Consider the following 12577-nt stretch of genomic DNA (forward strand, 5'->3'; position numbering starts at 1 on the left):
TCAACGGAACTTCTCCAGAAAGCCGTGGATCGCGGCCAGTGCCTCGGGTTCGTCGAGGAAGGGAATATGCGCGCGGTCCGGCACTTCGGCGAAGATCAGGTCGGGGCGGCGGCGGGCCATTTCGGCCGCCACGCCGGGCGACAGCAGATCGGAATTGGCGCCCCGGATCAGCGCCACGGGCTTGCCCGCCAGCGCGTCGTAAAGCGGCCACAGATCCGGATCCTCGCCCTGAAACGCATCCAGAAACGCCTGGCGCAGGGTCGGGTCGTAGTTGATCTTCAGCCCGTCGGGGGTTTCGACGTAATGCTTGCGCACCTCTTCCAGCCAGCGGCTGTCGGGGACATTGGCGAACCCCTGCATCACCCGTGGCATGGCGGCGGCGGCCTGCGCATAGGTCTTGGCGGCGGGGTTGCGCCCGACATAGTCAAAGATCTTTTCCAGCCCCGATCGTTCGATCACCGGGCCGACGTCGTTCAGGCACAGCCCGGCCACCCGGTCGGGCACGGTGGCGGCCATCAGCATCCCGATCAGCCCGCCGCGCGAAGTGCCCAGGATCGGCACTGCGCCCAGCCCCAGATGGTTCAGCAACCCGACCGCGTCCAGGGCCTCGCGCCCGACGGTATAGGTGGCGGGGCCGGTCCAGTCCGACTGTCCGCGCCCGCGATAATCCATGCGGACCATCCGCACGCCCGGCAGATGCGGCGCCAGATAGTCGAAATCGCCCGCATTACGGGTCAGGCCCGACAGGCACAACAGCGCGATACCGTCGCCGCCATCGTCGCGATAGGCGATTTTTGCGCCGTCATCGGCGGTGAAATATTGCATCAAAGCCTCCGTGCAAGGTCGGGGATTTCGGTCAGGTCGCGCAGCACATGCGCGGGCGTCCACGGCAGCCGGTCCATCGGCGCGCCGGCGCGGTTGACCCAGGCGGTGGTGAAACCATAGCCGGTGGCCGCCGCCGCGTCCCAGCCGTTGGACGACACGAACAGAACCGCGCCCGCCGCACAGCCGAAGCGTTTGCCGACCAGATCATAGACCGAGGCGTGCGGCTTGAAGATACCCACGCTTTCGACCGACAGAACATCGTCCAGCAGATCGCCGATGTCCGCCGACTGCACCGCGCCGTCCAGCATGGCGGGCGATCCGTTCGACAGGATGGCGGTGTTCAGTCCGGCCTGTTTCAGGCGCGCCAGCATTTCGGGCACCTCGGGATAGGCGGAAAGCTGCCAGTAGAGCGCCAGCAGGCGCGCGCGCAGCGCGGGGTCGTCCAGCCCCGCGGCTTCCAGCGCCCAATCAAGCCCGTCCTGGGTCACGGTCCAGAAATCCGCATGTGCGCCAGTGACCGCGCGCAGCCAGGTATATTGCAGTTGTTTGAGGCGCCAATCCTCGGCCAGCTTGGGCCAGATCGTGGCCAGCGCCTCGTTTCCCGGCTCATCCGCCGCCTGCCGCGCGGCGGCGGTCACGTCAAAAAGCGTGCCGTAAGCGTCGAAAATGCAGGTGGTGATGGTCATGCGGTCCCCTCTGAACCCGGAGAGTGGCACAGCGGCCACGGGACGAAAAGGGGCAGGGTTTACATCGCGGGCAGGTCTTTTAGACTCGGCCCACGCCCAGAGCACCCGCGCCACCCCGGTACGGCCTCTGCAAACCCATCCCACGACATCAGAGAGAGACGCGATGACCCAGGTAAAAGCGGGCGACAAGGTTCGCATTCACTACACCGGCACCCTGGCCGATGGCACCACCTTCGACAGTTCCACAGGGCGCGACCCGCTGGAATTTACCGTCGGTTCGGGCGAAATCATCCCCGGCCTCGACAAGGCGATCCCCGGCATGGTGGCGGGCGACAAGAAGACCGTCGAAATCCCCTGCGCCGAAGCTTACGGCGATCACAACCCCGAAGCCACGCAGGCGGTGCCGCGCGCCCAGGTGCCCGCCGACATCCCGCTGGAGATCGGCACACAGTTGCAATTGCAGACCCCGCAGGGTCAGGTGATGCCCGTGGTGGTGGCCGAAGTGACCGAGGCCGAGGTCGTGCTGGACGCCAACCACCCGCTGGCGGGGCAGGATCTGACCTTCGCGATCGAATTGCTCGAAATCGCCTGACGGTTCGCCATGGCCCCGGCACCGCTTGTATGCTGTTATGACCTGACGCCGTATTCGCGAAAGGGCCGGGGCCATGGAAACCCAGATCGACAAGCTGCGCGCCCGTATCCGCGAGATGCAGGACGCGCTTCAGGACGAGTTCGACGCCCGGCGCGAACGGTTCCGCTATCGCGTGATCCGGCGGCGGGTGATCTTCGACGAGGAGGCCCGCCGCGCCCACCGCGCCGAACGTGAAAGCCTGCGCAGTTTCCTCAGCCGGGCCCAGTTTCTGGTCATCGTGACTGCGCCCGCGATCTATGCGCTGATCATTCCCTTTGTGCTGCTCGACCTTTTCGTGACCGTCTATCAGGCGATCTGCTTTCCGGTCTACGGTATCGAAAAGGTCCGGCGGCGCGATTACATCGCCATCGACCGGCAGCATCTGGCCTATCTGAACGGGCTGCAAAAGGTGAACTGCATCTATTGCGGTTATTGCAACGGGCTGATCGAGTTCGTGCGCGAAGTGGCAGGCCGGACCGAACAGCGCTGGTGCCCGATCAAGCACGCCCGCCGTCTGGCCAGCACCCACGCCAGATATGATGGTTTCACCGACTACGGCGATGCCGCAGCGTTTCAGGCGCATGTCCAGCAGCAGACCGGCAAGGCGGGCCCGCCCGAGCCGTGATTACAGGTTTTCCGGCTGCGGCATTCCCAGAACGTGCACGCCGCCATCCACGGTGATGATCTCGCCCGTGGTGCAGGCGCCCTGATCCGAGGCCAGATAAACCGCGGTGCCGCCGATCGCCTCCAGCGTGGCGTTGTCGCGCAGGGGCGCGTTGGCGGCGGTATAGCGGAAGGTCTTGCGCGCGCCGCCGATGGCCGCGCCGGCCAGCGTTTTCATCGGGCCGGGCGAGATCGCGTTCACGCGGATGCCGTCGGGACCCAGATCGTTGGCCAGATAGCGCACCGCCGATTCCAGCGCCGCCTTGGCCACGCCCATCACGTTGTAATAGGGCGTTACCCGGTTGCTGCCCTGATAGGTCAGGGTGATGATGCTGCCGCCCTCGGCCATCAGCGGGGCGGCGCGGCGGGCCACGTCGATCAGCGAATAGCACGAGATCACCAGCGAGGTCTTGAAATTCTCGCGACTGGTGTTGATGAACCGGCCGGTCAGTTCGTGCTTGTCGGAATAGGCGATGGCGTGAACCACGAAGTCCAGCTTGCCCCAGCGGTTCTGCAACTCGGCAAAGGCGGCGTCCAGCGATGCGTCGTCGGTCACGTCGACATCGACCAGAATGTCGGAGCCCAGGCTTTCGGCCAGCGGCGCCACGCGTTTTCCGAACGCCTCGCCCTGATAGCTGAAGGCAAGTTCCGCGCCCTCTGCGTGCAGCGCCCTGGCGATGCCCCACGCGATCGAGCGTTCGTTGGCGACGCCCATGATCAGGCCGCGTTTACCGTTCATCAGTTCAGGCATCTGCATTCATCCGTGATATTTGCTCAGCAGCATTGACCCGTTGGTGCCGCCAAAGCCGAAACTGTTGGTCATCACCGTGTCCAGCCCGGCGGCATCCACGCGGGTGGTGGCGATTTCGGCCGGGTCCAGCGCCGGATCCAGCGTTTCGACATTGATCGAGGGCGCGATGAAATCATGCTCCAGCATCAGCAGGCAATAGATCGCCTCCTGCGCGCCGGTGGCGCCCTGGCTATGGCCGGTCATCGACTTGGTGGAGCTGATCGGCGGAGTGCTGCCCTGGCCGAAGACGCGGCGCACGGCCTCGACCTCGCCCACATCGCCGACCGGGGTCGAGGTGCCGTGGGCGTTGATATAGCCGACCTTGCGATCGGGGCTGAGCGACTGAAGCGCCAGCCGCATCGCCCGCTCGCCGCCTTCGCCCGAAGGCGCGACCATGTCATGCCCGTCGGATGTGGCGGCATAGCCGGTGACTTCGGCATAGATCTTGGCGCCGCGAGCCAGCGCGTGGTTCAGTTCTTCCAGGACCACGATGCCGCCGCCGCCCGAAATCACGAACCCGTCGCGGTTGGCGTCGAACGCGCGCGAGGCTTTTTCCGGCGTGTCGTTGAACTTGCTGCTCATCGCGCCCATCGCGTCGAACAGGCAGGACAGGGTCCAGTCCAGCTCTTCGCCGCCACCGGCGAACATCACGTCCTGCTTGCCCATCATGATCTGCTCGGCCGCGTTGCCGATGCAATGCAGGCTGGTCGAGCAGGCCGAGGTGATGGAATAGTTGATGCCCTTGATCTTGAACGCCGTCGACAGGTTGGCCGAAATCGTCGAGGACATGCATTTGGGCACCGCAAAGGGGCCGATCCGCTTGGGGCTGCCCTTTTCCAGCACGGTCTGATGCGCCGCCAGCATGGCCGAGGTCGACGGCCCGCCGGACCCGGCCACAAGCCCGGTACGCGGGTTGACGATATCGGCCTCTTCCAGCCCGGAATCGGCAATCGCCTGGCTCATCGCGATATGGGCATAGGCGGCACCCGGCCCCATGAAGCGCAGGGTGCGTTTTTCCACATGCTCGGTCACGTCGATCGTCAGATCACCCGCGACCTGGCTGCGAAACCCGTGCTCGATCATCGCGGCGTTGGCGGTGATCCCCGATGTGCCGGCCTTCAGTGCGGCCAGCACTTCGGTGGCAGTATTCCCGATCGAGGAGACGACCCCCAGACCTGTGACGACGACACGGCGCATGGCGTGCTCCTTCCTGGTGGTGGCTCAGGCCTCGGCTGCGGCCAGCCCGACCTTCATGTCCTTGACCTGATAGATCACTTCGCCGTCCGCCTCAACACGGCCATCGGCCACACCCATCTTCAACCTGCGGTCGATCACACGGGTGAAGTCGACGAAATAGGTGATCATCGTGCGGTCGGGGCGCACCATGCCGCTCAGCTTGACCTCGCCCACGCCCAGGGCAAAGCCCTGACCCTGCCAGCCGCGCCAGCCCAGGTTGAAACCGGTCAACTGCCACAGCCCGTCCAGACCCAGGCATCCGGGCATCACCGGGTTGCCGGGAAAGTGGCATTCGAAGAACCACAGATCGGGGGTGATGTCGAATTCGGCCACGACATGGCCTTTGCCGTGCGCGCCGCCATCGGCGCTGATGTCGGTGATGCGGTCCATCATCAGCATCGGCGGAAGCGGCAACTGGGCATTGCCGGGCCCGAACAATTCGCCCCGCGCGCATTTCAGGAGGTCGTCCTTGTCGAAGCTATTCGGAAAATCGGCCATCCAGCCCTGCCCCTTTTTCTCTTCCCTGGTCTTGATCCATCCCCCTCTATCATCGCCCTTCGCGGCCATGCAATAGGCCGGGCCGACGCGGCAGGCCGGGAAATTCAATTGAATCACCGGATCGCACGGATTATACAGGATCCGAAAGTCAAGCTGGATACCGAAGATGACGCCCAAGGCAATTGAACGTGGAACCGACTGGCTGGCACAGGCCGGCCTGCGCCCGACGCGCCAGCGCGTGTCGCTGGCGGCGCTGCTGATCGGCGACGGGCACGACCGGCATGTGACCGCCGAAAGCCTTTATGCGGCCTCTGTCGGCTCGGGCGAAAAAGTCTCTCTCGCGACGGTCTACAACACCCTCAAGGCGTTCTGCGACGCGGGGCTGATGCAGGAGGTGATGGTGGATGGCAGCAAAAGCTATTTCGACACCAACGTCTCGGATCATCCGCATTTCTTCTGGGAAGATGACGGTATGCTGACCGACGCGCCCTCTGACAAGCTGAAGATCATCTGCCTGCCCGACGCGCCCGAAGGGGCCGAGGTGGTGAAGGTCGATGTGGTGATCCGGCTGCGCCGCACCTGACCCGTCAGGCCCGTGCCGCCGCTATTTTCTGTTGCAGCGCGATCAAAACCACCGCGATACAGGCCCCGGCGGCGTTGAACACCAGATCAAGCGCGGTGTTGTAATAGCCGCCCACATTCGTTTCGGGGATGCCCAGAACCGCGATGAATTCGATGATTTCATTGACCGATCCCAGCCCCATCGCGCCGATCGCCGGATAGACATAGATCGTGGCGGTGCCTTTGGTCTGGGGGAAATGCCGGGCCATCAGGTGCCACAACAGCCAGGCGGTGACGCCGAACCCATAGGCATGAACGATCTGGTCGTATTTCAGGATCGTCATCTCGCCATTCAGCGACAGCGGCACCAGCACGGCGGAATAAAGCACGCTGTCGCCCACCGGCACGCCGCCGCCGGCCATATGCGCCAGACCCCACAGGCTGAGCGAAAACAGCAGCGGGGCAGGGAATTCGGCCTTGCGCAGGTTGACGCTGACCAGCGCGATCAGGGCGACCATCGTCACCACATACCAGATGAATTCGTAGTTCCCGATCGCGAAGAACCATGCCGAAAACACCGCGACATAGGCGAGGGTGAACCAGAATACCGCCATTTCTTGTTTGCGCACGTTCATCGGCATTGCCTTTCGTTCCTGTTTTCACGCGGGCGGCGGCGGGTCAGAACCACTGTCCCGGCTCCATCAGACCAAGATCGAGCAGTTGCTGTGAGGTCCATTTGAATTCGGTCGAGTTGTGCCACTGAAAGTTGTGGATGTCGAATGTGGATCCGGCGTTGGATTTCAGCGCCTTGGCGGTGCGGAACGAACAGATCGCAACCGTCAGGTTATGGTGCCAGGGGCAGGCATAGGTGTTGTATTCTTCATCGCTGAACGTGTGATCGGGGCGCATGACCAGCCCCGGTTTCGCCCGGAACAGCGCGATGCGGTCGATCTTGCGCCGGGTTTCGGGGACGTGTTCCTCGAACCGCCAGCGCAGCCCGCCGAAGAAATCGAGCTGCCGCTCTTTCGGGTGGCCCTTGTTGACGGGGTCGGGGCGGGCCAGCGCGTAATAGCCGGATTTGTCCAGCAGCGCGGTTTCCAGCGAGACCGCGTTGGGAAACCGGTCCAGATCGCCCGCATACAGGTCGATCACATAGGCCAGCATCGCATCGCGCCGTTCCTCGGTATGGAAGGCCAGCATTTCGCCGATGCTGCGGGTCTCGCAGAACGGAAAGAACAGATATTCGGCGTTATAGCAGTAATACAGCCACTGACCGCTGGCCGCCTCGATCACCCGGTTGATCGCGTGAAACAGCGCGCCTTCGCGGTGCACATCCAGCCGGACGCGGTGAATTTTTTCACCGATATCGGCGGGCAGGTCCAACTCGTCGGGGGCGAACAGGATCAGGGATTTGAAACCCAGATTCAGGTGGTGGCGGATGGTGGTGTCGACCTCGACCAGATCCTCGGCCAGGATCAGGGCGATCGGCCCCTTGGCCAGCGCCTGTGCGCCGGTGCTCAGAAAATCGCTCAGACCGCTATAGTTCATGCCCGTATCCCACTGCCCCGTTGGAAGGGGTTTGCGCGAAACTCCTGCATATCGGGCCCTATTGCAAGCGTTGCGGGCAAGGGCCGCTTTGGTGTAGGAGGACGCCTTGAGATCAGGGGGCGCGGATCATGGCCGAGCAAAAGAAGCTTTTCATCAAGACCTACGGCTGTCAGATGAACGTCTATGACAGCGAGCGCATGGCCGAGGCGCTGGGCGGGGCGGGCTATGTCGCGACCGACACGCCCGACAATGCCGACATGATCCTGCTCAACACCTGTCACATCCGCGAAAAGGCGGCCGAAAAGATCTATTCCGAGCTGGGCCGCTTCAAGGGGCTGAAGGCTGCGAAACCGGACCTGAAGATCGGCGTGGCCGGCTGCGTGGCCCAGGCCGAAGGGGCCGAGATCATGCGCCGCCAGCCGATGGTCGATCTGGTGGTGGGGCCGCAAAGCTATCACCGGCTGCCCGCGATGGAGGCCCGCGTCGGGCAGGGGCAAAAGGCGCTCGACACCGATTTCCCCGAGGAAGACAAGTTCGCGCATCTGGCCGCCCGCCCCAAGGCGCAGCGCGGTCCGACCGCGTTTCTGACCGTGCAGGAAGGCTGCGACAAGTTCTGCGCCTTTTGCGTGGTGCCCTATACCCGCGGCGCAGAGGTCAGCCGCCCGGTGGACCGCGTGCTGGCTGAGGCGCGCGATCTGGTCGACCGCGGTGTGCGCGAGATCACGCTGCTGGGCCAGAACGTCAACGCCTATCACGGCGAAGGCGCGGATGACCGTGACTGGGGGCTGGCGCGGTTGATCCGCGAACTGGCCGAAATCGACGGTCTGGCGCGGATCCGTTATACCACCTCGCATCCCAACGACATGGAAGAAGACCTGATCGCCGCCCATGGCGACTGCGAAAAACTGATGCCCTATCTGCATCTGCCGGTGCAGTCGGGGTCCGACCGCATTCTGAAACGGATGAACCGCAGCCATACCGCCGCGCAATATCTGCGCCTGATCGAGCGGATCCGCGCGGCCCGGCCCGATATCCTGCTGTCGGGCGATTTCATCGTGGGCTTTCCGGAAGAGAGCGAAGAGGATTTCCAGGCCACCCTCGCGCTGGTCGAACAGGTACGCTACGGCCAGTGCTATTCGTTCAAGTATTCGACCCGCCCAGGCACCCCGGCCGCCGAGCGCGCGCAGTTGGACGAGGATGTGAAATCCGAGCGGCTGCAGCGGCTTCAGGCGCTGTTGTCGCGTCAGCAGGCCGAGATTCAGGATGCAATGGTCGGTCGCACGGTGAGCGTGCTGTTCGAAAAGCCGGGCCGCCTGGCCGGGCAGATGGTGGGCAAGTCCGAGTATCTGCACGCGGTGCATGTGTCCGCGCCCGCCGATCTGCTGGGTCAGGTCGCGCGGGTCAGAATCACTGGATCGTCGTCGAATTCCCTGGCCGGAGAGTTGCTTTCGGGGGAGGTGGGGTCAAATTGATGCGTAATCTGGCAAAATGTGTGTTTCTGTTTCACAGATGGACACAACATGTGGTAGATTCTACTTCATAATCAAATGGAATTTGCTAAGAGTGTAGCGGGATGATGCGGTGGCGGCTGCTTGGCGCACGGACATTTGCCATTCGCGGGTGTAACGGCAGAGGACGAGAATTGTGTTGAAAAGATTTATCAACGTATTGCGAACGGGCATCGGGGGCATTCTGGCGTTGGCCCTTGCTCTGGCCCTGACAGGCGCCGCCGCGCAGGCCGAGCAGAAGGTGATCAAGGGCGAACGCTATATCCCCACGGTCTGGGTCGATCCGGACGGGTGTGAGCATTGGGTGATGGATGACGGGCTCGAAGGCTACATGACCCCGCATGTTACCCGCGACGGGATCCCGGTGTGCCGCCGCGGCAATACCTGCGGCGTGATCGCTTCGGATCAGCTGTTCGCCACCGACAAGTCCTATATCAGCCCAGCCGGCGTGGCGCGGCTGCAGGGATTCTTCAAGGGTGCCAAGGCGTCGGCCTTCGTGATCGCGGGGCATACGGATTCGCGCGCCTCGGACGCTTATAACATGGGGCTGTCGCAGCGCCGGGCGAATGCCGTGGCCAAGGTGGCCCGCAGCACGGGCGCGAACGTCATCGATGTGCGCGCCTATGGCGAGCGGGTGCCGGTCGCCACCAACGGCACCGCCGCCGGCATGGCCAAGAACCGCCGCGTCGAAATCATCTGCATTCGCTGAGGAGCACGGATATGAAAGTAGTCAAATTACTTGCGTTTCTGGTCGCGGGCAGCGTTGTGGCGGCATGCGACAGGACTGCCACCGACAAGACCGTGGACACCTATATCGGCGGTCGCAGGGACCTCAGCCAGTTGCGGGCCGGTATCTGGGTCGATCCGACCGGTTGCGATCAGTGGATCATCGATGATGGCGCCGAGGGCTATCTGTCGGCGCGACTCGACAAATACGGCAAGCCGGTCTGCTCCGGTGTGGCGCCGCCGACCACGGCGATCGGCCCATATAAGACAAGTGGCGTAATTTCCGACCCGATCTGACCGCTGGAAAAAGACAATGAAAAGACCGCGTTGCCTGGCAGCGCGGTCTTTTTTTGCTCATTTACAGGAAACCGCGATCCCAGCGCTTGCGTTACAGGGCGATGCTTGCCACCATATCTGCACAGGCTTTAACCAACGGAGTCATTATTGGGCATCAGCGCTCTGACCCCCCCGCCAAATGCCGAAGACGTCCACGAGACGCTTCTGGAGTTTCCCGACAATCGTCTTCTCATCGATCTTTGCGGCGAGTTCGACCGCAACCTTGCACAGATCGAGCATAAGCTGGGGGTGAATATCCTGCGGCGCGGCAATCTGTTGGCCATCGTCGGCGACGGCGATGCGCGCGGTCAGGCCGCCACGGTGCTGCAACAGCTTTACGAGCGGCTGGAAGCAGGCAAGACGGTGGATGCGGGCGATATAGACGGCATCATTCGTCTGGGCGATTCCGCCGAGGGCACCGGCACGCGCGACGGCGACCAACTGGAAATGTTCCACGGCGAGCATGTCGAGATCAAGACCCGCAAGAAACTGGTCGAGCCGCGCACCGAGGCACAGAAAACCTATGTGCGCTCGCTCTTCGCGAACGAACTGGCCTTTGGGATCGGCCCGGCGGGCACCGGCAAGACCTATCTGGCGGTGGCGGCGGCGGTGAACATGTTCATCGGCGGCCATGTCGATCGCATCATCCTGTCGCGCCCGGCGGTCGAGGCGGGCGAGCGGCTGGGCTTTCTGCCCGGCGACATGAAGGAAAAAGTCGACCCCTACATGCAGCCACTTTACGATGCGCTGAACGATTTTCTGCCCGGCAAGCAGGTCGCCAAGCTGATCGAGGAAAAGCGGATCGAGATCGCGCCGCTGGCCTTCATGCGCGGGCGCACGCTGGCCAATGCCTTTGTGGTGCTGGACGAGGCGCAGAACGCCACCACGATGCAGATGAAGATGTTCCTGACCCGTCTGGGCGAAGGTTCGCGCATGGTGATCACCGGGGACCGCACCCAGGTCGACCTGCCGCGCGGGGTGGCGTCCGGTCTGGCCGATGCCGAGCGGCTGCTGAGTGGGATCGAAAAGATTTCGTTCAACTATTTCACGGCCAAGGACGTGGTGCGCCATCCGCTGGTCGCCAAAATCATCGAGGCTTACGACAAGGCCGATGTCTGACCTTGTCGAGACGCTGATCGAGGATGATCGCTGGGATGCGGCCGGGCTGGCAGAACTGGCCGATGTCGCCTGCGGCGCAACGCTGGCGCATCTGGGGCTGACGGGCGATTTCGAAATCAGCCTGCTGGGGTGCGACGATGCCCGCATCGCCGTTCTGAACGCCGATTTCCGGGGCAAGCCCGCGCCCACCAACGTGTTGTCCTGGCCCGCCGCCGACCTGGCCGCGTCCGATGACGGCGCCCGCCCGGCGGCGCCCGAACCTGGGCTGGTCGGAATGCCGGCCGAGTTGGGCGATATCGCCATCGCCTATGAGACCTGCATGCGCGAGGCGGATGAACAGGACAAGCCGTTCCGCGACCATGTGACCCACCTTCTGGTGCATGGCTGCCTGCATCTGTTGGGATTCGACCACATCCGCCCGCAAGATGCGGCCCTGATGGAGGGGCAGGAGGTGGAAATACTTGCATCACTGGGTCTTGCTGACCCATATGGGTGACCACGGGCCCGCGCGCCCGGAATAAATGGTAAGGAATGATGGGCGACGCGACCGACGGGTCCTCTATCGCAGCGCAAGGCGCGCCAGATAGTGAAGCAAACACAAAACGCGGCCTTTGGGCCCGTCTCACCGGGGCTCTCACCGGGGCTTTCCGCGCCCCGACCACGCCTGATGAAAACTCCGGGCCATCCGCCGGTGCCGCGTCGCTGAACGCGGCCCCGATGTCGATGCCGCTGGGCACGCTGAACCTGCACCGGATGCGGGTCGAGGATGTGGCCCTGCCCAAGGTCGAGATCGTGGCCGTCCCGCTGGATATTTCCAAGGATGAGCTGGTCCAGGTGTTCCGCGAAAGCGGTATGACCCGGCTGCCGGTCTTCGACGGGACGCTGGACACGCCGGTGGGGCTGGTCCACCTCAAGGATTTCGCGCTGGAATACGGGTTCAACGGCAAGGCGGCGGCGTTTTCGCTCAAGCCGCTGCTGCGGCCGCTGTTGTTCGCGCCGCCGTCGATGCCGATCGGGGTGCTGTTGCAGAAGATGCAGACCGACCGGATGCATATGGCGCTGGTGATCGACGAATACGGCGGCGTGGACGGTCTGTTGACGATCGAGGATCTGATCGAACAGGTGATCGGTGAAATCGAGGATGAACACGATGTGGCCGAGGGCCTGTTCTGGCTGATGGAAAAGCCTGGCTGCTATCTGGCGCAGGCCCGCACCCCGCTGGACGAGTTCGAGGCCGAGATCGGTCTGCGTCTGGTGGACGAAGAGGACGAGGAAGAGATCGACACGCTGGGCGGTCTGGTCTTCATGATGACCGGCCGGGTGCCGACCCGGGGCGAGGTCATCCCGCATGACAGCGGCGCCGAGTTCGAAGTGGTCGATGCCGACCCGCGCCGCATCAAGCGGCTGCGCGTGCGTCTGCCCGAGGCCGAAATGCAGGACGGCTGAGCCC

Annotated in this window: 16 protein-coding genes; 9 read left to right on the forward strand and 7 right to left on the reverse strand. The window is 63.6% G+C overall.

What is annotated here, in order from left to right:
* Window positions 1–828, reverse strand: a complete 828-nt coding sequence (locus tag ACSR1C_RS07230) for an alpha/beta fold hydrolase (protein WP_460258843.1) — start codon at window positions 826–828, stop codon at window positions 1–3.
* Window positions 825–1511 carry a haloacid dehalogenase type II gene (locus ACSR1C_RS07235; protein ID WP_460258842.1) on the reverse strand — a complete coding sequence of 229 codons (687 nt, stop codon included), beginning with the start codon at window positions 1509–1511 and terminating at the stop codon, window positions 825–827. The genes ACSR1C_RS07230 and ACSR1C_RS07235 overlap by 4 nt, the downstream gene beginning before the upstream one ends.
* A 163-nt stretch (window positions 1512–1674) precedes the next feature.
* Between ACSR1C_RS07235 and ACSR1C_RS07240 the strand changes: the two genes are divergently transcribed.
* Both ACSR1C_RS07240 and ACSR1C_RS07245 read left to right on the forward strand, forming a co-directional pair.
* Window positions 1675–2103 (forward strand): FKBP-type peptidyl-prolyl cis-trans isomerase, encoded by a 429-nt coding sequence (locus ACSR1C_RS07240; protein ID WP_460258841.1) that lies wholly within the window; start codon window positions 1675–1677, stop codon window positions 2101–2103.
* 73 nt (window positions 2104–2176) lie between these two features.
* On the forward strand, window positions 2177–2767 hold the full coding sequence (locus ACSR1C_RS07245; RefSeq protein WP_460258840.1) for a hypothetical protein: 591 nt from the start codon (window positions 2177–2179) through the stop codon (window positions 2765–2767).
* Here ACSR1C_RS07245 and ACSR1C_RS07250 read toward each other — a convergent pair whose 3' ends face one another.
* From ACSR1C_RS07250 to fabA, 3 genes are read right to left on the reverse strand one after another with little or no spacing between them, the layout of a single operon-like run.
* Window positions 2768–3556 carry an enoyl-ACP reductase FabI gene (locus tag ACSR1C_RS07250; RefSeq protein ID WP_460258839.1) on the reverse strand — a complete coding sequence of 263 codons (789 nt, stop codon included), beginning with the start codon at window positions 3554–3556 and terminating at the stop codon, window positions 2768–2770.
* Between the two features lie 6 nt (window positions 3557–3562).
* Window positions 3563–4792, reverse strand: a complete 1230-nt coding sequence (gene fabB, locus ACSR1C_RS07255) for a beta-ketoacyl-ACP synthase I (protein ID WP_460258838.1) — start codon at window positions 4790–4792, stop codon at window positions 3563–3565.
* Window positions 4793–4816: 24 nt separating this feature from the next.
* A complete protein-coding gene (fabA, locus tag ACSR1C_RS07260; protein ID WP_460258837.1) occupies window positions 4817–5329 on the reverse strand; it encodes a bifunctional 3-hydroxydecanoyl-ACP dehydratase/trans-2-decenoyl-ACP isomerase in 513 nt (170 codons plus the stop codon).
* A 166-nt stretch (window positions 5330–5495) separates the two neighbouring features.
* Between fabA and irrA the strand changes: the two genes are divergently transcribed.
* Entirely contained in the window at window positions 5496–5912 is a 417-nt protein-coding gene (irrA, locus tag ACSR1C_RS07265) for an iron response transcriptional regulator IrrA (RefSeq protein WP_460258836.1), read from the forward strand.
* A gap of 4 nt (window positions 5913–5916) precedes the next feature.
* On the opposite strand, the gene ACSR1C_RS07270 is transcribed toward irrA, so the two are convergent.
* Window positions 5917–6525 (reverse strand): hypothetical protein, encoded by a 609-nt coding sequence (locus ACSR1C_RS07270; RefSeq protein ID WP_460258835.1) that lies wholly within the window; start codon window positions 6523–6525, stop codon window positions 5917–5919.
* A gap of 43 nt (window positions 6526–6568) precedes the next feature.
* Window positions 6569–7438, reverse strand: a complete 870-nt coding sequence (locus ACSR1C_RS07275) for a glycosyltransferase family 2 protein (protein ID WP_460258834.1) — start codon at window positions 7436–7438, stop codon at window positions 6569–6571.
* A gap of 128 nt (window positions 7439–7566) precedes the next feature.
* Here ACSR1C_RS07275 and miaB point away from each other — a divergent pair, with 128 nt between their 5' ends.
* The 6 genes from miaB (at window position 7567) to ACSR1C_RS07305 (ending at window position 12573) form a co-directional block, all read left to right on the forward strand.
* A complete protein-coding gene (miaB, locus tag ACSR1C_RS07280) occupies window positions 7567–8910 on the forward strand; it encodes a tRNA (N6-isopentenyl adenosine(37)-C2)-methylthiotransferase MiaB (RefSeq protein WP_460258833.1) in 1344 nt (447 codons plus the stop codon).
* A 172-nt stretch (window positions 8911–9082) separates the two neighbouring features.
* Window positions 9083–9655 carry an OmpA family protein gene (locus ACSR1C_RS07285; RefSeq protein ID WP_460258832.1) on the forward strand — a complete coding sequence of 191 codons (573 nt, stop codon included), beginning with the start codon at window positions 9083–9085 and terminating at the stop codon, window positions 9653–9655.
* Between the two features lie 11 nt (window positions 9656–9666).
* The gene (locus ACSR1C_RS07290) at window positions 9667–9969 is read left to right on the forward strand and encodes a hypothetical protein (RefSeq protein WP_460258831.1); all 303 of its coding nucleotides are present in this window, start codon (window positions 9667–9669) and stop codon (window positions 9967–9969) included.
* A 147-nt stretch (window positions 9970–10116) separates the two neighbouring features.
* Window positions 10117–11127 (forward strand): PhoH family protein, encoded by a 1011-nt coding sequence (locus tag ACSR1C_RS07295; protein WP_460258830.1) that lies wholly within the window; start codon window positions 10117–10119, stop codon window positions 11125–11127.
* Window positions 11120–11623: an rRNA maturation RNase YbeY gene (ybeY, locus tag ACSR1C_RS07300; protein ID WP_460258829.1), complete on the forward strand. Its 504-nt coding sequence runs from the start codon at window positions 11120–11122 to the stop codon at window positions 11621–11623. The genes ACSR1C_RS07295 and ybeY overlap by 8 nt, the downstream gene beginning before the upstream one ends.
* A gap of 38 nt (window positions 11624–11661) precedes the next feature.
* Window positions 11662–12573 (forward strand): transporter associated domain-containing protein, encoded by a 912-nt coding sequence (locus ACSR1C_RS07305; RefSeq protein ID WP_460258828.1) that lies wholly within the window; start codon window positions 11662–11664, stop codon window positions 12571–12573.
* The last annotated feature ends 4 nt before the right edge of the window (window positions 12574–12577 follow it).

It is taken from the genome of Actibacterium sp. D185-2, assembly GCF_054954595.1.